The organism is Streptomyces umbrinus (assembly GCF_030817415.1).
GTDB classification, from domain to species: Bacteria; Actinomycetota; Actinomycetes; order Streptomycetales; family Streptomycetaceae; genus Streptomyces; species Streptomyces umbrinus_A.
Map to the genome: position 1 here is coordinate 11,580,406 of NZ_JAUSZI010000002.1, position 20,526 is coordinate 11,600,931.

The 20,526-nt window shown below is 67.5% G+C and carries 22 protein-coding genes and 3 pseudogenes; 11 read left to right on the forward strand and 14 right to left on the reverse strand.

Annotation, left to right across the window (positions count from 1 at the left end):
* Positions 1–156 precede the first annotated feature (156 nt).
* From QF035_RS51515 to QF035_RS51530, 4 genes are all read left to right on the forward strand, one after another.
* Positions 157–495, forward strand: coding sequence for a hypothetical protein (locus QF035_RS51515; protein ID WP_307529732.1), 339 nt, complete (start codon positions 157–159; stop codon positions 493–495).
* A 36-nt stretch (positions 496–531) separates the two neighbouring features.
* Positions 532–969: a hypothetical protein gene (locus QF035_RS51520; protein ID WP_307529734.1), complete on the forward strand. Its 438-nt coding sequence runs from the start codon at positions 532–534 to the stop codon at positions 967–969.
* Between the two features lie 180 nt (positions 970–1,149).
* Positions 1,150–1,749 (forward strand): DUF2589 domain-containing protein, encoded by a 600-nt coding sequence (locus QF035_RS51525; RefSeq protein WP_307529737.1) that lies wholly within the window; start codon positions 1,150–1,152, stop codon positions 1,747–1,749.
* On the forward strand, positions 1,746–2,069 hold the full coding sequence (locus QF035_RS51530) for a hypothetical protein (protein ID WP_307529739.1): 324 nt from the start codon (positions 1,746–1,748) through the stop codon (positions 2,067–2,069). The genes QF035_RS51525 and QF035_RS51530 overlap by 4 nt, the downstream gene beginning before the upstream one ends.
* A gap of 224 nt (positions 2,070–2,293) precedes the next feature.
* Here QF035_RS51530 and QF035_RS51535 read toward each other — a convergent pair whose 3' ends face one another.
* Positions 2,294–3,481, reverse strand: coding sequence for an IS4 family transposase (locus tag QF035_RS51535; protein ID WP_307529740.1), 1,188 nt, complete (start codon positions 3,479–3,481; stop codon positions 2,294–2,296).
* Between the two features lie 134 nt (positions 3,482–3,615).
* On the opposite strand from QF035_RS51535, the gene QF035_RS51540 reads away from it, so the two are divergent.
* Complete coding sequence (locus QF035_RS51540; protein ID WP_307529743.1) at positions 3,616–4,434, forward strand: IS5 family transposase; 819 nt, start codon at positions 3,616–3,618, stop codon at positions 4,432–4,434.
* Positions 4,435–4,642: 208 nt separating this feature from the next.
* Entirely contained in the window at positions 4,643–4,804 is a 162-nt protein-coding gene (locus tag QF035_RS51545; protein WP_307529744.1) for a hypothetical protein, read from the forward strand.
* Between the two features lie 185 nt (positions 4,805–4,989).
* On the opposite strand, the gene QF035_RS51550 is transcribed toward QF035_RS51545, so the two are convergent.
* Positions 4,990–5,385 (reverse strand): winged helix-turn-helix transcriptional regulator, encoded by a 396-nt coding sequence (locus QF035_RS51550; protein WP_307531977.1) that lies wholly within the window; start codon positions 5,383–5,385, stop codon positions 4,990–4,992.
* A gap of 120 nt (positions 5,386–5,505) precedes the next feature.
* Between QF035_RS51550 and QF035_RS51555 the strand changes: the two genes are divergently transcribed.
* Complete coding sequence (locus tag QF035_RS51555; RefSeq protein WP_307529746.1) at positions 5,506–6,333, forward strand: enoyl-CoA hydratase/isomerase family protein; 828 nt, start codon at positions 5,506–5,508, stop codon at positions 6,331–6,333.
* A 36-nt stretch (positions 6,334–6,369) separates the two neighbouring features.
* Here the strand turns inward: QF035_RS51555 and QF035_RS51560 are convergent.
* The 7 genes and pseudogenes from QF035_RS51560 to QF035_RS51590 form a co-directional block, all read right to left on the reverse strand.
* Positions 6,370–6,777, reverse strand: a pseudogene (locus tag QF035_RS51560) (ISAzo13 family transposase); the annotation flags it as partial.
* A 21-nt stretch (positions 6,778–6,798) separates the two neighbouring features.
* Positions 6,799–7,593 (reverse strand): hypothetical protein, encoded by a 795-nt coding sequence (locus QF035_RS51565; protein ID WP_307529749.1) that lies wholly within the window; start codon positions 7,591–7,593, stop codon positions 6,799–6,801.
* 1,096 nt (positions 7,594–8,689) lie between these two features.
* Positions 8,690–9,004, reverse strand: a pseudogene (locus QF035_RS51570) (transposase); the annotation flags it as partial.
* Positions 9,005–9,060: 56 nt separating this feature from the next.
* Positions 9,061–9,852, reverse strand: a pseudogene (locus tag QF035_RS51575) (IS5 family transposase).
* 47 nt (positions 9,853–9,899) lie between these two features.
* Complete coding sequence (locus QF035_RS51580) at positions 9,900–10,580, reverse strand: Type 1 glutamine amidotransferase-like domain-containing protein (RefSeq protein ID WP_307529751.1); 681 nt, start codon at positions 10,578–10,580, stop codon at positions 9,900–9,902.
* Positions 10,581–10,978: 398 nt separating this feature from the next.
* Positions 10,979–11,449 (reverse strand): hypothetical protein, encoded by a 471-nt coding sequence (locus tag QF035_RS51585; protein ID WP_307531979.1) that lies wholly within the window; start codon positions 11,447–11,449, stop codon positions 10,979–10,981.
* A 73-nt stretch (positions 11,450–11,522) separates the two neighbouring features.
* On the reverse strand, positions 11,523–12,032 hold the full coding sequence (locus QF035_RS51590) for a hypothetical protein (protein WP_307529754.1): 510 nt from the start codon (positions 12,030–12,032) through the stop codon (positions 11,523–11,525).
* 430 nt (positions 12,033–12,462) lie between these two features.
* On the opposite strand from QF035_RS51590, the gene QF035_RS51595 reads away from it, so the two are divergent.
* A complete protein-coding gene (locus QF035_RS51595) occupies positions 12,463–13,332 on the forward strand; it encodes an alpha/beta fold hydrolase (protein WP_307529756.1) in 870 nt (289 codons plus the stop codon).
* A 902-nt stretch (positions 13,333–14,234) separates the two neighbouring features.
* Positions 14,235–14,555 carry a hypothetical protein gene (locus QF035_RS51600; protein WP_307529758.1) on the forward strand — a complete coding sequence of 107 codons (321 nt, stop codon included), beginning with the start codon at positions 14,235–14,237 and terminating at the stop codon, positions 14,553–14,555.
* Positions 14,556–14,791: 236 nt separating this feature from the next.
* On the opposite strand, the gene QF035_RS51605 is transcribed toward QF035_RS51600, so the two are convergent.
* From QF035_RS51605 to QF035_RS51620, 4 genes are all read right to left on the reverse strand, one after another.
* On the reverse strand, positions 14,792–15,253 hold the full coding sequence (locus QF035_RS51605; protein ID WP_307529760.1) for an ATP-binding protein: 462 nt from the start codon (positions 15,251–15,253) through the stop codon (positions 14,792–14,794).
* A gap of 604 nt (positions 15,254–15,857) precedes the next feature.
* Positions 15,858–16,319: a hypothetical protein gene (locus tag QF035_RS51610; protein ID WP_307529762.1), complete on the reverse strand. Its 462-nt coding sequence runs from the start codon at positions 16,317–16,319 to the stop codon at positions 15,858–15,860.
* Between the two features lie 594 nt (positions 16,320–16,913).
* Entirely contained in the window at positions 16,914–17,012 is a 99-nt protein-coding gene (locus QF035_RS51615) for a helicase associated domain-containing protein (protein WP_307529764.1), read from the reverse strand.
* Positions 17,013–17,050: 38 nt separating this feature from the next.
* Complete coding sequence (locus tag QF035_RS51620; protein WP_307529766.1) at positions 17,051–17,332, reverse strand: hypothetical protein; 282 nt, start codon at positions 17,330–17,332, stop codon at positions 17,051–17,053.
* Between the two features lie 464 nt (positions 17,333–17,796).
* On the opposite strand from QF035_RS51620, the gene QF035_RS51625 reads away from it, so the two are divergent.
* Entirely contained in the window at positions 17,797–18,321 is a 525-nt protein-coding gene (locus QF035_RS51625) for a hypothetical protein (RefSeq protein ID WP_307529769.1), read from the forward strand.
* 74 nt (positions 18,322–18,395) lie between these two features.
* Positions 18,396–19,934 carry an ISKra4 family transposase gene (locus QF035_RS51630; RefSeq protein WP_307529771.1) on the forward strand — a complete coding sequence of 513 codons (1,539 nt, stop codon included), beginning with the start codon at positions 18,396–18,398 and terminating at the stop codon, positions 19,932–19,934.
* Positions 19,935–20,037: 103 nt separating this feature from the next.
* Here the strand turns inward: QF035_RS51630 and QF035_RS51635 are convergent, their stop codons facing one another.
* On the reverse strand, positions 20,038–20,505 hold the full coding sequence (locus tag QF035_RS51635; RefSeq protein WP_307529773.1) for an ATP-binding protein: 468 nt from the start codon (positions 20,503–20,505) through the stop codon (positions 20,038–20,040).
* Between the last annotated feature and the right edge of the window lie 21 nt (positions 20,506–20,526).

The window sequence follows — 20,526 nt, forward strand, 5'->3', positions numbered from 1 at the left end:
TCGGACGCAAAGCCTTCCCGCAACTGATGATCGATGACTCGCCGGACGACACGCCCCTCACAGACCGAGGATCTGCCCCGACGAGCGGGATCGCAAGGACCCACCCACCGGCCAACCGGTGAAGCACCGGCTGGCCACCACACGAAGGACACCACTATGCCCACCGCACGACTGCTGACTCTCACCTGCAACGCCACCGAGGACTGGATGGGGGACGACGAGGTGCTCGTCAAGGTCTTCGGTACGCGCTACGGCGAGGCCTACCGCCCCATGAACAACCATCAGACCTGGGACATCAACCTCGACGCTCCCTTCGGCACCAACTCGCGGATGCGTATCGAAGTCTGGGACAAGGACCTCGGCTGGTGGCTGGACCCCGACGACCTGCTGGGCGTGCACTACGTCAACGCCTCCCAGGCCGGCACCGGGCAGAAGTCGGCGGAATTCAACGCCGACGAGGCCAGCTACACCCTCGTCTACGAAGTGGTGGCCTGACCGACCACCCGACCAGCCAGAAAGGAGCACATAAGCATGGCCACTGCAACGGAGCACGACAACTGGCCCGTGGTGTCCCTCGAACTCGCCAAGCGGGTCCCGCTGAACGCCGGCGCGGGAGACGGCCGCCTCCTCACTACCCCGACACCCCTCTTCGCCGTGGCGAACAGCATCGACATGGCGTCGGTCGGCGACGGTGCTCCCGGCGTGACGGTGCGGACATTCTGGTGGGGCTTCCACCTGCAGATCGACCACGACACGCTGCGGCAGATCCTCGACGCAGCGGACACGGTCAACGAACTGGTGGTCACCGTCGGCGGCACCGTTCCCAGCCCCGTACAGCCGTGGATCCTGCTGATCGGCCTGTTCGTCGCTGGTACGCACGAGGCGCTGCGCGCCCTCGACCGAGGTCAGGGCATCTACATCAGCATGAGCTGGTTCGCTCCGGGCGTCTTCGTGCCCACCTCAGTCTGAACAAACCCACGCCTGCGGAATGAGGCACTCAGGGCATTCCGCAGGCGTGGGCCAGCCACCCACGGAAGGCCTTCTGAAGCAGCTGACTTGGCAGAGCAGCCTCAAGGGGGTACGGCGGCCTGTTTTCCGCGCGTCAGCGCACGGGACGCTACGGCCTTTCAACGACAACAAGGAGGAACGATGCCTGATCCGGGTAGCGAGCTGTCCTCGCTGAATTTCGAAAGTCTCATCGGAGGTCCGATGGTGGCCGCCGTACACGCACAGGTGCAGTCCGCTCTGGCGACGGTGAACTTCGTCAAGCAGGTGGGATTCCGCCAACCGCCGGCGGGCGGCGGGACCCCGGGCGACACGACGACCGGCGAACCCGCGACCGTGACCTTCAGCTACAAGAAGCAGGTGGCCAAGGCGGGCGGCAACGGTGTGGAGGAGAAACCCGCCTCGCTGACCGTGCCGCTGCTGTCCATCCTGCCCATTCCGTATCTGCGGATCGACGAGGTGAACATCGACTTCCTCGCGAAGATCGACTCCGTGCAGTTCCGGCAGGTGGACGAGCAGATCAAGGTGGGCATCGACGCCGACGCCGAGGCGTCCTGGGGATGGGGGTCGGCCCGTATCAAGGCGAGCTTCGCCTATCAGCGCGACACCAAAGAAGGAAGCAAGGACACCCGTTCGTATTCCATGGGGGTCAAGGCCCGCGCCGTTCAGGAGGAACTGCCCGGAGGCATGGCGAAAGTGCTCGGCATTCTGGAGTCGATGATCCAGGAGAAGATCACGGAATGACCCGCCTGTCGGAATTCGTCGGAGGGCTCGGAGTCGGCCTGGTCCGCGGAAGGGCCCACAGTGATCTTGCCTCCGTGGAGGTCGCCCGTAAGTACGCGGCCGAACCGCTCCTGCGTGAGGCGCGGGTGCCACGTATGACACTGCCCGAGGTCACGATCGAGGTGAAGTGCGCGATCGTGGACGTCGGCGCGGACGACGTGGAGATCCGCGTGACCCCCAGAGAACTCATGGACGTTCCCGCCGCACATCTGTCGACGATCGTCCTGAAGTGGAACGGAGAGGACATCGATCCTGTCCCTCCGAATGAAGGGCCGGGCTAAGGGCAATGCCGTTGCTTTACGGATCTGCTGGTTGGGGTCTGGTGATGAGGACTGCTCGCGTGCCGGTGCGGGTGGGCTGGGGCCAGTCATGGTGTTCAGGTCGCTTGAGCCGGTAGTTGGACATCTTGCGTTTCACGACGCGGGGCTGGCTGCGCAGGCGTCTGCTGGGCAGGAGCCGTTCCAGGAGGTCCTGTTCGAGCATCACCAGGGCTCTGACCAGTAGCTCAGGGGGAAAAGCTGCCGGGCGTGACGGTCACGCTGCGCCGGGCGGAGCGCAGGGTTTCGGTGAAGGAGACCTGGTCGGGGTCCAGACCACGGGTGGCAGCCGTTCTCAGCATCAGTTCGCGCAAGGCGTGGTGGACCAGGAGGTGTGCCCAGATCTGCTGGCGGACACCATCAGGGGTTTTGCTGCTGAGGACGACGCGTGCGCCGCGCTGATGGGTTTTGATCTCGGCGAAGACGGACTCGATCTCCCAACGTTCGCGGTAGAGGGCGGCCAGTTGCCGGGCCGGATACCGACGGGCGTCCAGCAGGGTGGTGACCAGGCGGTATACACCGGCTGCCTCCTCGCCGAGCTGGTCCTTGACCTGGTAGGCCAGGACCCGGACCACGACGGGCTCACGCCGGGCAGGGCCGCTGCTTGCGCGGACCTGTGACAGCCATGACCCGTCACGGAACTGCTTGGTGACGGGCAGGACGCGGTTCGCGGGCACCCGCCACAGGAGATCGGCGCCGGTGGCGGTGAATGCCTGCCACAACGGGACACCGAGGAACTCACGGTCGGCCAGGACGAGTTGGCCCGGGCCGAGCGACCGCGGCAGACGGGCCACCAGGGTGACTTCCCCGGTGCGGCAGCCGGCCAGTTCCGCGTCCAGCACCGCATGGCTGCCCACCTCCACCAGGGCAGCCAGCCGCACCTGCGGAAACGCGCTCCTGCCCGAGCCCCGACCGCTGCCCGGCCGATCGAAGGCGGCCCCGTTGGCTTCGGTGTCCGCGACGTCCCAGCAGGTCCCGTCCACCGCCAGCAGCCGCAAGCAACGCCAGAACGCCCCGGGCGTCGCCTCGGTGGCCATCGGCTTGGCCGTCGTGGCGAACAGCACCCGCAAGGGCTCGGAACCCAGCCGCTGCCGGGCCCGAAACAGCGAGGACTTCGCCGGCACATGCCAGGCGCCGAGCAGTCCCTGGTTTCGCAGACCCTCCACCAGGTGCCGCATCACTTCCAGATACGGAGCCGGAGAGAACAGCGCCAGCCCCAGTACGAAATACACCACCAGCCGGGCGGGAAGCAGTCGCTTGCGTTGTTCCGCGCACCCGCAAGCGGCCACCACTCGATCCACCAACCCTGGCGGATACACCCAGGTCAACAACCCCAGACCCGATAACTCAGAAACACTCGCAGCCACCCGAACCACCCCCGGGACCTACTGCTAAGCAGCCTACGCCCACCACCTAAAACAACGGCATTGGGGCTAAGGGGTCCTTGCAGAAGGATCCTGTTGTGGCACGGTGGGGTTGGAAGTGATTCCGTGTTTTGTGGGGTGTGACCATGGCGCGGCGGAAGCCGTGGGAGGTCAGTGACGAGTTGTGGGCGGTGATCGAGCCGCTGTTGCCAAGGCATGAACGGCGCTTCCGGTATCCGGGGAGCAAGCGGATCGATGACCGCAAGACGCTGCAGGGTGTGCTGTTCGTGCTGTACGCCGGCATCCAGTGGGGGTACCTGCCGCAGGAGTTGGGGTTCGGTTCCGGTCCCACCTGCTGGCGTCGGCCGGCCGAGTGGCAGCAGGCCGGGGTGTGGGAGGAACTGCAGCGGGTCCTGCTGGACCGGTTACGGGCGGCGGACCGTCTGGACTTCTCCCGCGTCACCGTTGATGCCTCACACGTGCAGGCCAGGCGGGGGCGAAGCAGCCCAAAAGTGGGTCCGAGTCCGGTTGACCGTGCACGGCCGGGCTCGAAGCATCATGTCCTGACCGATGCGCATGGCACCCCGTTGCGGGTGTCGCTGACCGGCGGACACCGCAACGACGTCACCCAGCTTCTGCCCCTGGTCGACGGTGTGCCGCCGGTGCGGGGCAAGCGCGGGCGTCCCCGGCGCAAGCCGCGTGAGTTGGATGCCGACCGCGGCTACGACCACGACAGCTACCGCCGCCGACTGCGCGAGCGCGGCATCGTCCCGAAGATCGCCCGACGTGGCGAACCACACGGCTCGGGCCTGGGCTGCATCCGATGGGTCGCCGAGTCGCCCATCGCCTGGCTGCACGGCCCCCGACGCCTCCGCACTCGCTGGGAGACCCGAGACGACATGCACGACGCCTTCCTCCAGCTCGCACACTGCATGACTCTCGCCCGCAAGCATCCGGCTTTCTGAAAGCACCCCTAAGACTCGCTAGCTAGATCAGTCTTAAGCCCGGATCAAAACGTTGATCGAGTTCCCAGCGCGATCCTTCCGGCCCTCTGATCATTGGTGTTGTGCCCGCTCAACGCGGGCTCGGCGGCTCGCCGTTCGCACGGAACGCGAACGGCCCCGGGGGTCAGCCGGGGCCGCCTGCTCGGAGAACTCTTCAAGGAGAACAGTAGTGGCGAACACCAACGGGCCCGAGCTGCTGCCACAGCGTTGGGCGATCATCCTCCTCGCCGGACTCGTGGCCGGGGCTTTCGTCCTGGCCATGGCGGGCCTGCTGCCGGGGCTCGGTGCCGCTGGGGCGACCATCCTCGGCCTGCACCAGCTCATGGCGTAGCGCTGGCCGTCGGAGGGCGCTCACGGCGCGCCCTCCGACGGGACCGGCCGGGGTGTCGGGCAGCTCGGACAAGTCCGAGGTGGACGTCAAATGACTGTCTGCATTCGGTCGTGGTCGGCCCACGGCACAGGTCATCGGGCCGGGCAGGTGCCGCTCGCTCCGGCTCTGCTTCATGGTCGTGGTGTTCAGCGCGGGGCTCGCTGATCGTAGTCGCGCTGGCGTGCTTGGATCTCGGAGGCGTTCGCGACGGTCCAGTCGTAGAGGTGAGCGAACGGCTCGCGCAGGGATTCGCCGAGGGAGGTCAGCGAGTATTCGACGCCGACCGGCGAGGTCGGCAGCACGCGGCGCTCGACCATCCCGTTGCGTTCGAGTCGGCGCAATGTCTGTGTGAGGACGCGTTGCGTGACGCCGCCGAGGCGGCGCTTGATCTCGTTGAACCGGCGTGGTTCGACCAAGACCGCCAACACCATCATCGACCACTTGTCGGCGATCTGATCGAGGATCGGCCGGCTCGGACAGTCGGATCCAAACACCACGTCGTGCTCGGCGATGGCCCGGTAGACGGCCTCAGAAGTGGCCATGGCGGTATCCTCCACGATCCCTAGGATTCCTGAAGTGCGTTATTGACGCAGGTCAAGGACGGTTTCACCCTAGGTATACAACAGGAACCAGAGTCCTGTCAGATACCTAGGAGAAAAGTCATGGGCCACGACGCCTACCGGACCTTGCGGGTCAGCCAGAAGGACGGAGCCGCGCACGTCACGATCGACAACCCGCCGGTCAACGTCCTCAGCGTCGCGGTCATGACCGATGTGCGGCGCCTGCTCACCACGCTGGCTGGCGACGACACCGTACGCGTGATCGTGTTCGATAGCGCGGACCCGGACTTCTTCCTCGCCCACGTCGACATGACCGCCACCCCGGACGCCCTCGCCGGACTCATGGCCGACCTGCCGGACGGCGTCAACGTCTTCCAGGCCGTCGGGGAGCAGCTGCGCCGCCAGCCTCAGGTGACCATCGTCAAGCTCGCAGGCAAGGCGCGCGGCGGCGGAGCCGAGTTCGTCGTGGCCGCGGACATGGCGTTCGCGGCGATCGGCAAGGCCGGGCTCGGTCAGGTCGAAGCCCTCATGGGCATCGTCCCCGGCGGCGGCGCCACGCAGTACCTCACCGAGCGCGTCGGCCGTAACCGTGCCTTGGAGATCGTGCTCGGCGCCGACCTGATGGACGCCGAGACCGCCGAGCGGTACGGCTGGGTCAACCGAGCCGTACCCGCCGACCAGCTCGACGAGTTCGTCGACCGCCTCGCCGGTAACATCGCCGCGTTGCCCGGCGGCGTCATCGCGGCAGCCAAGCGCGCCATCGGCCTCCGCGATCATTCTGATGGCCTGGCGCGGGAGAACGACGCCTGGGCCGGGCTCGTATTCCGCCGCGCCACAGCACAGCTCATGGGTGCCGGGCTGGCCAACGGCGCCCAGACCCGGGACGGCGAACAGGACCTCGAGTATCTGTTCCGCAGTCTCGCCGGGTAGCTGAATGAGCGCCTGTGACTAAGGACTTGCAGATCATTAACACGTCGTCTTGGTCTTGTTGTGGGGCTCGCCGGTTTGGGCGAGGATCCGAGCGTGAAGGGCTGCGAGGAGGAGGGGTGGCGTCGTCGCGGGCGGGATGACGACGCTGTTCGACTCGAGCAGCTTCCTGTTCTTCAGAAGGGTGCGGTGCATCGCGGTCCGGCTGCTGCCGAACAGTACGGCGAGGGGTTCCGCGGCCAGGGCGACCCGCAGATGGAGCACGGTGGCCAGGACCTGTTCGGGGAAGGTGAGCCTGGGCGGACGACCGCGCCGGACCTCGCCGTCGAGGGCCAAAGTCTCTGTGAGCGCGTCAAGTTGTTGCCGGGGCATCCCGGTCAGGGCGGGGTCGAACAGCAGGGCCTGGTCCCACTGCGGCGCCGGCGCCTGCGGAACCCGGGCCGTCGGAGCGCAGGACGCCATCTGCCGTCATCGGGCCCCCGGCATGAATTCGACGCGTATGTCGTCGGTTTCCCGGATTACATAAGTCGAGTCAGTGTCATGCTGCCAGCCCACAGCGACGGCGTGATAGCGCCCGCCGCGCTCGATGATGAGCCTCAGCCCGGTGTACCGATAGCGGTAGTGGACCTGCTCTCCGAGATCTTTCACCTGCAGTCCACGGCCGGTCATGCTCAGTCGGTCGGTACTGAAGATGACGATCGCCGTCCTACCGACCAGATGATCTGCGCTGCGCTCAGCGTTGCGCAGACCCGACTGCTGCGCCGCCAGCGCGACAGCCCAGAGCAGGCACAGGCATGCTGCCGTGAGCGGTGCGCCCCTTGCACGAATGCCGCTTGGGCAGCGGCTGTTGTTCGCAGCGGACGACTGCCCCAAAAGGATGCCGATGGCCAAGAGGACGGGCACCAGCCATTGGTACGGCTGAATTCGGCCCCAGCTGAACAACATGATGACGGCCACGCACAGCACGAGCAGATGGAAACGGGCCGCCCGCCGCACGACTCGTCGGCACTGGCCAATCACGGTGGGTGGCAGGAGAGGCAGGACTGACCGGCTGAGCAATTGCGGGTCACGCAGCACAACCACAGCCACCACAGCGGTCAACACCACGGGAGCAGTCACCAGCCGCAGGCTGCGCATGACGAACTCCGGGAAGCTCAGGCCCAGAGCCAGCACGTCGATGTGGAAGTACTCGAAGAACGCCCGGGTATGCACAGCGCCGGCATAGAACAACAGCGCCGCAGCGAGCGACAAGAGCGTCGCCAAATCGGCGGTGTAACCGGACGCCGGATGCTGGGCATTGGGGGATTCTGAGCGACGAGGGCCGGAATCGCGCCGCAAGATCCGCCTGCGACGTCGCCGGGCACCGGCACGCCGCGGACGCCGTTCGCCCTCCGGCGTGGACGCTCGGGCGCGGGGAACGGGAAGGGAGCGAGCGTTGTTCATGATGTTGGCGTCGGCTCTGTCTCGGGTGATGCCGTGGATGTGGAGCTGCACGGATGCGGGCGGCTGCTGGATGAAAGGCCGGGGGACGCGGATGCGTTGGAGGATGGATCGCCGGAACAGCCATCGGTGGAACACGGCTTGGTTTGACAGTTGGATTCCGGGCCCGGCATCGACCGTGATGGCGTTGGGCGGGGGTCTGGTTCTGGTACCAGCACGGGGGTGGGTTCCGGGCCCGGAACCCACGTGGGCTCCGGTACGGGGTCGACGGGGTCTCCGCCGAGAGGCGGTGGCGTGCTCGACTCACCTGTCGGCTTCGAAGGAGTGCCCGCCGGAGCGGCGCTGTTCAGGGGCGTGCTCGACGCGCTGTTCCTGCCGTGCCTGGCACGTTCGCCCGGCGGGGCATTGGGATCCGTGGTGGGTGAGTCAGCCGACGGTGCACCCAGAGGAGCACGCTGCGCGTCCGGACGTTCATGACCGAGTGTGGAAGAGCAGCCGACAGAGGAGCCGACCGAGGCAGCCACCACAAACACAAGACACTGCAGCCTCAGATGCCGAGCACGCATGCGCCCCATCTACCGTTGCACCGGCCCTCTCAGACGTTACTTGTGGGCGCGCCACTACGGAACGTGGCCAAACCCAGGTCCCAGGAGCCTGCCGCAGACACTGACACCCGCAAAGGCATCGATCGTTAATGGCGATCTCTGGCGCTGACTGTTCTTGCGTGAGCGATCCAGGGCAAGTTCCCTGTACGCCTGGTTCAGTCCACCCAGCTTGCGGACCGGTTGCCGACCCGATCGGCCCCTGCTGTCGACGCTTGCCGGAGGAACCGCAGGTGCGGCAGGGCAGCAGATCTGTGAGTCCCTGCGTGATCTGCGAACCGACGACTGATCCGGTCACGTCCCGTGAAGCGGTGTAGTCACTGGCCGAGCTGATTCGGTTCCGGTGGGGGAAGCTGGCGGTCGTCGCCAGTCGGTTGGGTGGTGAAGAGTTCGGTCATGGAGCCTTCGGAGAGGTAGCGGCGGTCGAAGACCTGCCACTCGTCGTGGAGTTCGGCCAGGACCGCGGCTGCGAGGCGGTCCAGGGCCGCGGGGTTGGGAAAGACCTGCACGGCGTCGGCCCTTCGTTTGATCTCCCGGTTGAGCCGCTCCAGCGGGTTCGTGGACCAGATCTTCTTCCAGTGCGCCGATGGGAAGTCCGCGAACGCGGTGATGTCCGTCGCGGCCTCCAGCAGCAATCGCGCGCAGCCGTCTGCTGACCGTCCGGATACCCTCTGCCTTAGAGGACATCTCATTTGGTGAGTCGGCGGTAGCAGATGAGGGTGCAGGCGATGGCCGTGAAGGCGAGGAAATTCGGCTTTGCGTTCGTAGCGGCGATGGAGGCGGCGGCATCCGGCGAGCCAGGCCATGGTGCGCTCGATCTTCCAACGATGACGGCCCAGCCGGTGCGAAGTCTCGATGCCCTTGCGTGCGATGCGGTGGGTGATGCCACGCCCGCGTAACCATCGACGCAGGTAGTCGTAGTCGTAGCCCTTGTCTGCGTGGAGCTTGGCGGGCTTGCGCCGGCGGGGACCACGGCGGGAGCGGATCGGCGGGATCCCCCGCACGAGCGGCTGAAGGGCCTGGCTGTCGTGGAGGTTGGCACTCGATATGCCGACGGAGATGGGCAGACCGGTCCGCTCGGTGATCAGGTGGATCTTCGAGCCTTTCTTGCCTCGATCTACAGGATTCGGACCTGTCAGGTCCCCCCCTTCAAGGCCCGCATGTTCACCGAGTCAATCGCACACCGCGACCAGTCCAGGTCTCCACGCGCGCCGAGCTCGTCAAGCACCAGACGGTGCAGCTTGGCCCACACCCGGGCCCGGCGCCACTCGCTGAACCGCCGGTGCGCGGTCGGCCCCGACGGACCGAACGACGCAGGCAGTTGCCTCCAGGTACACCCTGACGTGGCCACGAACACAATCGCGGCCAGCACCTCACGGTTCCCGTACCGCCGCCGACCCCCACCCTGGGGCCGCGTCGGAGCGGGCGGCACCACCCGCTCGAACAACTCCCACAGTTCATCCGGCACCAGACGCTCCACGATGTCCACGACCGCAGACTATCGAACACACCAAATGAGATGTCTTCTTAACCCCCACTAGGGGGAAAGTGCCTCCACATCCCCTCGGAGACGACCTCGACGGTGCCGTCGATCACCTTGATGGCGGTGTCATCGTCGATCGCGTATGCCGGACCCGGGATGCCTGCCGCCCATCTTTCCGCGTCGGCCGTGGTGTTCTCCGGCAGCAGTTCGTGGTCCAGGTGCGGGAAGATCGAGAAGTCGACGATGCCCAGCGTGCTGTCGCCGCCGGTGGGCGGCTTCCACTCGACGAAGTCCTCCCCGATACGGGGGGTCATCACCATGCTCCCGGCGCTCAGGCCCGCCCAGACCGTCTCGTGCAGCGACGGCAGGAGGTCCGCCAGCCCGGACTGCCGCATCCAGTGGCACAGGTACAGGGCGTCGCCGCCATTCACCAGCAGGACGTCCGCCTCCCGGACCCAGGGGATCCAGCGTTCTTCACCGATGCTGGGCAGCGCGGTGAGCTCCAGTACTCCCAGGGACTTCCACCCCAGCTCACACATGGATATGGAGGGGGACTGTCCGCTGATGAAACGCCATGCCCCGGCAGGAGTGACCTGGGGGTGCCCGTATGCCGCGGTAGGGATGCACAGGGCGTTGGAGTCGGCGATCGGTTTGCCCAGCAGGTCGACCAGCGCGTCGTGGATGCTCGGGTTCTTGATGCCCGCGGACGTGAGAAGCAGCTTCAAGATGCCTCCTGGTTCGAGTGCGATGGAGCGGTCTGACGTGTAGACCTGGGACCACCGCGAGACTCATCGCTGCTGAACGGGGCAAGAGTTCCTGCACCAGGCCGCTCGCCCGGTAGATCAGGATCGAGTGCACTGGGCACTGAAGCGTCCTTGGTTGGGGCCGTGCCGGTTCCGTCCGGCACGGGCCCATGGCGAACGTACCCGGCCGCCGATCGAGGCATCCCCTCGGGTCATGGGCCGGTGCCACGCGTGTGGGTGATGACAGCCACCCGGTTCGGCGGGACGCTCGGCAGAAAGCCGATGGAGCCCGGCCGTGCGAGCGCGGCCGGGCTCGCGCCGTCAGGCGGGCATTGCGCGGGCTGCCCCGCACTCGCGAACTGGCGCGTGCGGGGCAGCGGTCAGTGTGGGGTGAAGGCGTCGACTGTCAGGGTGCCGTTGTCGTTCATGCGGACCCGGTCGGCGAGCTGGGCGAGGACCTGCTCTGGGCTCAGGCCGGTGCGGGTGGCGATCGCGCGCAGCCGGCGGCTGGCGTCGGCAGGCAGCCACAGCTGCGCCTTCAGCTCATCGCGCGCGTCCTGCCGTTCCATCTGCCAGGCAGCGCGACGGGCGAGGGCGCCTTCCCACTGCGCGTCGCGTTCCCGTGCCCATGTACTGCCCTGCACGTCCCGCTCCGGGGAGTAGACGGGCCAGCCCTGAGCGTCCATCAGGGCGGTGATGCGGCGCCATTCGGTATGCCGCGCCACCCACTGCTCGGCGAGGTCCTCCGGGTCCCATTCGTACGGACCACGATCACCGGCGGAGTCCAGCTGCTGCCGGGCCTCCCGCTCACGCCGCTCCGCTTCCGCGACCTTGTCCGCGACCTGCGCCACGCTCAAGCCTTCGCCCTGCCGCCGTACCGCAGCCCGGGCCACATCCTCAGCACTCCACATCACGCACTCCAGTTCATGGGTGGTGGCAGCCGGCGGGTTCAGCGAGAGGCCCGGCGGTGTTCTGGTGGATGGTTGTGGAGGCGGTGAGTGCGCGTGCGGCAGAGCGTAGGGCCCATTCCAGGACGTCGGGAACGTGGAGGGCACCGGTCCCGTCGGGCGGGATGATCCATTCCAGATGGCCGGTCTCCCGGTAGGGCGGGGGAGCGGGAATCCAGCTGCCCTTCCCGACGTGGCGGACCCCCGCTCCGACCCACTGGGCAGCGGGGCCCGGGGGCAGGAGGAAACCCACGCGGTGGGCCTTGCTGTGCCGCAGAGCGGGCCCGGGGACGCGTAACGGATCATGCCAGAGCATGTCGAGGGCAGACAGGCCGAGTTCTTCCGGGACGCTGAGGACATTCCAGTAGCGTCCTGCCTCCAGCAGAACGAACCCGGTCCCGTGTTCCCACTGCCGTTTGCACGCCCTGGGATCGGCGGCTGCCGCGGCGAGCCACTCGACACTGCGCATCCATGCTGGATTCCACATGTCCTGTCCTGAGCCTCGTTGGCTGCTGCTGACCGGGCCCGGCCAGCGCAACGGCTGAGCCGGGCGGTATACGCACAGGTCAGCTCGTTCTGATCATGCTGGTCGATGTTCGAAGCCGACAGGAAGGGTGGCGCACCCTGGCGCTTTACGATGGACCAGTGATCGACCAGCAAGAGCCCGGCAACCGTGCAATCAGGACCATGGCGCCTTGGGTAGCGTGGAGATCACTGTGAGCGGTTTCGGCGTTCGCGCGAAAGTGCCCAGCCGGGCACGGATGAAGGTGGCAGTTCTTCGGCCGCCGTGGCACCGGAGCTCCCGATAATCCTCCATCACGGGGTGGGGACACGCTCCGGGGTGAGAGCGCAGCTTCATCGCGGAGCGATGCCCGCCGCGCCGATGAGTTTCCGGGGCGGGGCCGGTCTGCACGGGTATGGAGACTCACACACTCACGACAGCCGGCGCGGACCTCGTTTATGACGTTCGCGGGCCGCTGCCGACCACAGTTGGACGCCCGCCGTTGTTCATGATCGGGCAGCCCATGGACGCTACTGGCTTCGTCGCGCTCGCGGCGCGCTTCCCCGATCGGACGGTTGCCACCTATGACCCGCGCGGGCTCGGTCGCAGCACGCGTAAGGACGGTCGGGTCGACCACACGCCGCAGATCCAGGCCGACGACGTGCACGCCGTCATCGAGGCACTCGGAGCCGGGCCGGTTGAGATGTTCGCAAGCAGTGGCGGAGCGATCACCGCCCTCGCGGTCGTGGCGAAGTATCCCGCAGACGTGACCACCCTGGTCGCGCACGAGCCGCCGCTCATCACCCTCACGCCGGACGGCCCGGCGGCCGTGCGGGCGCGGGCCGGTGTCCGGGAGGCGTACGAAAAGCGGGGGTGGGGGGCCGGGATGGCTGCGTTCGTGGCCATGACCTCGTGGGAGGGAGAGTTCACCGACGGGTACTTCGAACAGCCAGAGGCGGATCCCGCCGCTTTCGGGATGCCTACGGAGGATGACGGTTCGCGTGACGATCCGCTGCTGTCCGACCGGTCATGGGCGGTAAGCAGCTATCGGCCGGATGTCGATGCTCTCGCGGCTGCGCCGACCCGCATCGTGATCGCTATGGGCGAGGAGTCCGAGGACGTGGAGACCGGACGCACTTCCGTCGCGGCCGCCGAGCTGCTCGGGCAGCGGATGACCGTGTTCCCGAGCCATCACGGTGGTTTCTGCGACGGAGAGTTCGGATATCCGGGGAAGCCGGACGAGTTCGCGCATCGACTGCGGGAGGTCCTTGACGGCGCCTCGTAAGCCGACCGCTGGATGAGTAGTTCCGAAGACCTCAGTAGCGGATGTCACGAGGCTGTCCAACATGAGGGTGTGACATCGCCGCCGGGCCCTGCTCAAGACAGTTCGCTCGGGCCCGCGATCAACATCCGAACTACGCCTCCAGGCCTGCCCCGGACCTTCCCGCCCCCGCGGCCCCGGCCTCGATCGCCATGAGAGCTGGGTACGCGCGGCGGTCTGGCGCTGATCTGGTGGCGGTGCTGTACTCACCTGGGGACGTTCGGGCGTACGCCGACGAGCGGTCGGTGCGCCGGCTCCGGGAGCAGTCGCCGGGCAGGAACGCCGGGTGTCAGGGGCGGGTGTCCAGGACTATGGCCACGGTCGCAGCGATGATGGTGGCCGCGGCCACAACGACCAGCACCGTTCTCACCGCCCTCACCCGTCGAACTGTCCAGGACGCGGGGGCCGGCCCCGGCAAGACTCTCCAGGGCACGGGCGAACGCTGGCCCGCTGCCGGCGTCCGACGGGCTTGGTTGTCCGTCTCCCGCAGCTGCACGCACCATGCGCAGGTGTCCTGCGCATGGCCGGCACGCCGGGCGCCGGGACGCGGATCGGAACAGTCACCGAAGGCTCCCACGGCTGCTCAACGACCGACTCCCGGCAAACGGCCGAAACCTCACCCGTTTGCCCCGGCCTCCCTGTTCAGCCCGGCCTATCGCAGGAGCCTGGCACGGCGTCGCCTCCCCAGAAGGAAGCACGTCCACCCGAGAACGACGTGATGTTGCCTGCCGTCTGCTGGTCACACGAGGTGATCAGCCGCCGATGGAGCCGTCAGCGTGACGTACGGCCGCAGCCGCAACCGAAGCGGCCCTCCCGGAGGTCTGGACCGGTAGTTGTCCGCAAAACACCCGGTTGGGAGACAAAAGATGACCCCCTGGAGCAACGAGAACCTCAGTTCCCGCGCCTACGCCGACCCCTACGCCGCTCCGGACCCCCATGACGACACCTGGCCGACGCCCGTCCAAGCCGGTGATGACCTGGACTATTTCCTGCCGCCGCCCAACCCGGCCGAACGCCTCGGCCGCGTCCTCGCCCCGCGCGATGAGCGGCGCCTTGCCCTGAACGTGGCCCTCACCGCCGCCGGTATCCCGCCGATGCCGGAAGACCGTGCGGTCATCGACCAGCTCAGCGCCCTACCTGCAGACGTCAACACCGTCCTCCAGCGCTGGCTGCACCACACCCTGTGAACCCGGAAGAGCCGCCCCCGGCGACGGCGTCCCGCACCCGCACTGTGAGCCGTGAGTGCGGGACATTGCCCTCACCGGTCAGCGTGGGGTGAAGGTGCGATGTGCCGGTTTGGTGTCAGTGACGGGGTGTCAGATAGTGGTGTTTGTGCTGGTGGAGTGTTGAGGCCGGGGCGGGGTCACTGACGTGGGGTGGTGTCTGTTGCCGTCGCAGACACCATCCGGCCTGACCAGCCCGGTCACATCAGACGGCCCACCGGATTCCCGCCGGGATCGTCTGCCAGCACGACCGCGGCTTTCACCCGCTTGCCCACCGGCTCGCGCCGCACCTCGAAACTGCGGCACACCGCCATCGTGATCTCCAGGCCATGCTGCCCGACCCGGCCCGGATCAGCAGGGCAGGCCGCCGGCGGCGTCGCCTCGGTGTCCCACACGCTGATCTCCACCGCGCCGTCGCTGACCTCCAGGTCCAGCAGACACGGTCCCGGCGCGTATTTGTAGGTGTTGGTCACCAGCTCGCTGACGACCAGCTGCACCATGCCCATCGCACGCTCCGACACCGGGATCCCGTGGACGGCTTGCACCTCGGTCATGAGACCACGGGCAAAATGCCGGGCCACAGCGATCGGCTCGCTGCCGTCAAAGGCCACGGCAGACAGGATCGGGCGGCTGACCAGCGACTCATATTCGTCTTCGTGCATGCCCCAGCCACACCGCCACCTCGTCCTGAGCAACCCGGTAACGACCCCGGATACCCTCGAACCGGCACCGCACACCAGGACCCTATGTCCCCTCTCGCTGCAGGCGAGGCAGTCCCGCTCAATCCGAGGCATCAACTCGGGTTGCCTCCGATTCAGCGAGGAACCGCAGGTCGCCGGTCAGCTGAGCCGTGTAACGCCTTGACCATCTGCTCGTTGTCCTGGACGGAAGGGGAGCCTCCGGGGCTTCCACCGCTCGCCTAAGCGAGCGGGTTCTTTCGGCTCGCCGTACACCAAACCTCCGAGAGGGGGCGGCGGCCGAAAGGACCTTGGCAAAGGGCCCACACCTGAGAGGGTGCGGGCCCTGTGCCGTTTGGTTCAGGGAGCGAGATGACCGTCGCAAGGTCGTTCTCAGTGTGGGGTGAAGGCGTCGACCCTCAGGGTGCCGTTGTCGTTCATGCGAACCCGGGCGGCGAGCTGGGCAAGGACCTGCTCCGGCTCAAGGCCGGTGCGGACGGCAATCGCGCGCAGCCGGCGGCTGGTGTCGGCGGGCAGACAGACCGAAAGCAGAGAAAAACCTACATGTCGTACCTGCCAGGCCCGTGTCTCAGGCCGTGCCGTACACGGTGCCGCACTGCGACTTATCGCCCTTCACCGCGCAGACCTGGACGACTATCGGGGTTCCTTCCGCGATGTTGCCAGTCTTCCAACCCGAGGCGTAGTACGCCGAGTGCCCTCGTGACGTGGCCATGCGGTAACCGGCTCCGCCGCTCTGTGCCATCGCTTCTGCCTCGATTCCCCAGCCGTCGCCGAGAATGTCCCGAACCTGCAGGGCATCTCCTGGAATGGCCGGGCTGACAGTGTTGTCGGGGTCGGCGTTCCAGTCTGCGAAACCCGCACGTGTGTGGTTGTTGTAGACCCCGATGCTGAAGCTCTTGCCGTCCCTGTCGACATCGAACGTGAAGTTGGGGTCGGCTGCAGCAGCGCTCTCCGCACCCGTGATTATGGCAGCGCCGGTCAGGCTCAGGACGGCCACTGAAGCACCCAGGAACCGCTTGAAGGTACGCACTGTAAATGATCTCCCGTAATGACGAGCGCCCTGGTCAAGGACGCGACGACTGGGGGGCGTCGACATGCGCGTCTTACGATCCCCCTCGGGGCGATCATACGATGTGATTGAACCGCTCCGAGAGGAATAACTCGGTGACGGCCCTGGCCAGCCGCAGAGCCAACACAACTATGTGCGAAGCGGATTGGCCAATTATCCCGGCGTCGGGCGTGTGCACTGCGGCCGACGTGGCCGCGCACGCGGGCAGCATGGCGAAGGCCAGAGGTAGGCGCCAAGCTGCCCTGCGGGCCTTCGACATCGCCTTCGACGGCCGACTTACAGCCGGCCGCCGCTAAAGAAATCCGACCGAGTCCCACCGTTCGCTACACAGACCCGCGCGACGTTCTCCGGCGGCAGGGTGTCCTTCGGCGGCGCGACGTTCTCCGTCGGCATCGTGTCCTTCGCCCACGCGACGGGGCCAGCCCCTGAAGGGCTTTTCGATGCCTTCGGCACCCACTCCCCAAGAGGTTGTCCTTCCCTCCACTTGGCTGTCCGCAAATCCGTAGCCCGCGGGAGGCGAAATCCACCAGGAGGCCTGCGGATGCACACCGCGCTCTACCAGCGCATGCCGAGATCATCGAGTGTTGCCCGGCGTTCCGGGCTCAGCTTCGCGGCCCGCTTGCGGGTGTTGTCGAGCCATGCCCCAAGCTTCACGGCCTCCTGCTCACCCTCCCCGCCACCGTTCACGTCGATCAGTTCGACGTGCTTACGAGCGGCCGCAGGTGCCCTTCGCGTGCGTGGAACTGGCGGGCGGATGCGAAGTCGGTGTTCCACCGCTCATCCTGCGACCGCCGTACCGGCCCGAGCGTCTGGCCCTCTGCGGGCGGTTCGATACCGAGGGTCTCCAGCAGGTACCGCTGCGCGGGCATCAACTTGTCCCACCCGGCCCGCTGCGCGGCGATCCACACCCCGAGGTCCTCGCCCTGGACGACCAGCTCGCCCTCCCCCGCCGGGAGGCTGCCGCCAGCCTTCACGTGAGTGAGGGCTGGCGGCCTGTGCTCGCGGTCGCGGATCAGCGTAGTGCCTGCCGTCGTCGGCGTGTTGAGTGGATCGAACGCAGCGAAACGTCACTGCCGTTGGCGGTCAGCCATGAAGGGCAGGCGGTCGGCTGGTTCGAGTTCCAGAGGACCCAGCGCCGGTGGTCCTTGCGGTGCCGCGTCTCGCCGATGCGTTACGGGGCGGCGAAGGTCCACGGCCCACGCACAGCGGATCCGTGGACCTGGATGGTCATGGCGTCCGTCCCGCCCTGCGGAGGATCCTCGGCGCGCCTGGAAGCGGCGAACTGTGGCAGGGAGCGATCCCGCCGGGGTTGAGCACCGGGCTCAGGAACTGGGTAGGGTGCGGTTCCTTTCGAGGGATAGCTGAGCTGGGAAGACGCTGATTGACGTGTAGGCGGTGCCGTCGTACTTCTACCGTGGCGAGGTGGAGGTGGGGCGCCATGGTGTCGTTGCCGGAAGAGCTCCAGGCGCGGGAGGCCGCGGCTCGACAGCGGGTCGAAGAGCTGCAGGCCGAGGCTGCGGAGTTGGCTGTCCGGCTGGAGAAGGCACGGGCTGATCTGTCGCGGTTGGAGATCACGCGGGAGACCGTCGCGCAGGTACTGGCGGAGTTGTCGGCCGCGGAGCAAGCGCCGGAGGTAGAGGCGCGCGATGCGCCGGAACCCAAGGCGCCGGCGCCTCACGGCATCGGGGTGATGGCCGTGCCGCCGTGGCGGGAGGGCCTGGTCGTTCAAGTGCTGCCGGACGTGTACCGGGACATCGTAGAGATCGTCGCTGATGCTCAGGGTCCGTTGCAGGCCAAGCAGATCGTGCCGCGGATCGGGCTGGAGGCCACCACGGCGAAGATCGAGGGGACACGGGGAAAGCTGAAGCGTCTGGTGGAGCGGGGCTGGCTGGACGAGGACGCACCGGGACGGTTCACCCTCGCCCGACATGACGGGGACGCCGACCACGTCAACTCCCGGTGACCAAGGGGCTCTTCTCCGTAGATTCGAAGGTGCCAACCGAACGAACCGCAAAAAGAGCCGAAGAAGAGCCCCAGATGGAACCCTATGACGCCTTATCCCGGCCTGATGAGTATGCCGCCTCCCGTGGCGCCTTCGAACGCCTCGTCTCGACGCTGGCCGACGACCCGGCGCAAAGCATGGCCCACGACGAGCTGGAGGAACTGCTCGAACAGCAAGGACGGGAGCTGCTGCGGCAGTTGATGCAGGATCACCTCGATGCGCGGGCGAGGACGGAAGAAGCGGCGGCCCGCATCAACGCAGGGCAACCGGCGGTGCGCGGGCCGGAAGGACAGACGCGGACCTGGCGGGAGAGCAACCACCCCCGCTGGCTGACCTGCGTGTTCGGGCCCGTCCGGGTGAACAGGATCGCCTATCGCGGCCGGGGCGTGTCCAACGTGCACCCGGCGGACGAAGCGTTGTCGCTGCCTGCTGGCCGACACTCCCGCGGCCTGGCCCGGCTCGCGGTCCTGGAAGCGGTCCGCGGCTCGTTCGACCAGGCCCAGCAAGCGATCGAGCGACGCTGCGGAAGAGTGCTGGGCAAGCGCCGTCTCGAAGAGCTGGTGGTCGCCGCGGCCGTCGACATCGCCGCCTACTACACGGTGAAGATCCCCACCCCCTGCACCCGCGAGATGCCGCTGGTCCTCCAGGTCGACGGCAAGGGCGTGGTGATGCGCCCCGAAGCCCTGCGCGAAGCCACCCGCCGGGCCGCGGCCAAGAGTGCGGCGGCCGGACGGCGCGGACGCCTGGCTCCCGGAGAGAAACCCAACCGCAAGCGCATGGCGACGGTGGCCTGCGTCTTCGACACCGCGCCCGCCCCGCGTCGACCGCACGACATCGTGCATCCGCCCGGCGGCCGCAGCGAGAACCGGCCCGCAAGGCCGGGCCCGACAGCACAGCACAAATGGTGCACCGCCTCAGTGATCCATCCCCCAGAACGCGTCGTCGCCGACGCCTTCGACCAGGCCGAGGCCCGCGACCCGCAGCAGCTGCGGGACTGGATCGTGCTCGTCGACGGCGCCCGCCACCAACTCGACCTGATCCAAGCCGAAGCCACCCGCCGCAACATCCGCCTCAACGTCCTGCTCGACTTCGTCCACGTCGCCGAGTACTGCTGGACGGCCGCACACGCCTTCCACCCGCCCGGCAGCCGCAAGGCCGAGACCTGGGCCGCAGACAAACTCACCGCGATCCTCGCCGGACACGCGGAGCGCGCCGCCACCGAGATGACCGCCCAGGCCAAAGCCGAACAGCTTCCCGCCGCCCGCCGCGAGGCAATCACCACCTGCCACCGCTACCTCACCGGCCACATCGACCAGCTCCACTACGACACCGCCCTCGCAGCCGGCTGGCCCATCGCCACCGGCGCCGTCGAAGGCGCATGCCGCCACCTGATCGCCGACCGCCTCGACATCACCGGCGCCCGCTGGGGACTCGACGGCGCCGAAGCCATCCTCCGACTCCGCGCACTGATCACGAACGGCGACTTCGAGGACTACTGGACCTTCCACGCGGCCCGTGAACACCAACGCCTCTACCCCGCCCCCGACCAGCAGAAGTACAACCTCACTGCTTGATCCCGACCGTCACTTCAGAGGATCCGCACCCAACTGGGTATGGCGATGCGGGCCCAGACTGTTTTTCCGTGGGGGCCGGGTGCGCAGTAGCCCCACTGGCTGGTCAGGGCGTCCACGATGAGTAGTCCCCGTCCGGTCTCGGCCAGGTGGTCGGGGCAGCGGCGTGCTGGGGGGCGGGGCTGGGATCGACGACGGCGCATACGACGGCGCCGCCCGTGCGGACCATGCCCAGCCATGCCTTGGTGTCCGCGTCGCCTGCTCCGGCCAGCGCGTGGCGGATGGCGTTGGCGGCGAGTTCGCCGACCACCGTCGTCATGTCGTCGGCGAACGGGCCCAGGCCCCAGTCGCTGATGGTCTCGCGGACGAAGTGGCGGACGCTTTTGAGACTGGCGGCATTGCAGGTGAAGGCGCGGGCGGCGAATCCTGCCGCACTGATTCCCAGGGCAAGTCCCCAGTCCGGCGCGGCAGGTGGGGTCAGAGTGGTGCTCTGGAGGGGGCTGCTGTCGGTGGAGGAGAGCGGGATCGGGATTCCCGTGGCCCGGCTCAGTGCTGTGGCCGCATGTATCGCCACTGTTCATCCCCCCGGAAGACG

Bases quoted from the DNA above. Each gene is read 5' to 3' on its own strand.
- QF035_RS51540 (WP_307529743.1), top strand. From the start codon at position 3,616: ATGGCGCGGCGGAAGCCGTGGGAGGTCAGTGACGAGTTGTGGGCGGTG.
- QF035_RS51555 (WP_307529746.1), top strand. From the start codon at position 5,506: ATGGGCCACGACGCCTACCGGACCTTGCGGGTCAGCCAGAAGGACGGA.
- QF035_RS51600 (WP_307529758.1), top strand. From the start codon at position 14,235: ATGACCCCCTGGAGCAACGAGAACCTCAGTTCCCGCGCCTACGCCGAC.
- QF035_RS51625 (WP_307529769.1), top strand. From the start codon at position 17,797: ATGGTGTCGTTGCCGGAAGAGCTCCAGGCGCGGGAGGCCGCGGCTCGA.
- QF035_RS51595 (WP_307529756.1), top strand. From the start codon at position 12,463: ATGGAGACTCACACACTCACGACAGCCGGCGCGGACCTCGTTTATGAC.
- QF035_RS51590 (WP_307529754.1), bottom strand. From the start codon at position 12,032: ATGTGGAATCCAGCATGGATGCGCAGTGTCGAGTGGCTCGCCGCGGCA.
- QF035_RS51630 (WP_307529771.1), top strand. From the start codon at position 18,396: ATGGAACCCTATGACGCCTTATCCCGGCCTGATGAGTATGCCGCCTCC.
- QF035_RS51550 (WP_307531977.1), bottom strand. From the start codon at position 5,385: ATGGCCACTTCTGAGGCCGTCTACCGGGCCATCGCCGAGCACGACGTG.
- QF035_RS51525 (WP_307529737.1), top strand. From the start codon at position 1,150: ATGCCTGATCCGGGTAGCGAGCTGTCCTCGCTGAATTTCGAAAGTCTC.
- QF035_RS51605 (WP_307529760.1), bottom strand. From the start codon at position 15,253: ATGCACGAAGACGAATATGAGTCGCTGGTCAGCCGCCCGATCCTGTCT.
- QF035_RS51515 (WP_307529732.1), top strand. From the start codon at position 157: ATGCCCACCGCACGACTGCTGACTCTCACCTGCAACGCCACCGAGGAC.
- QF035_RS51530 (WP_307529739.1), top strand. From the start codon at position 1,746: ATGACCCGCCTGTCGGAATTCGTCGGAGGGCTCGGAGTCGGCCTGGTC.
- QF035_RS51520 (WP_307529734.1), top strand. From the start codon at position 532: ATGGCCACTGCAACGGAGCACGACAACTGGCCCGTGGTGTCCCTCGAA.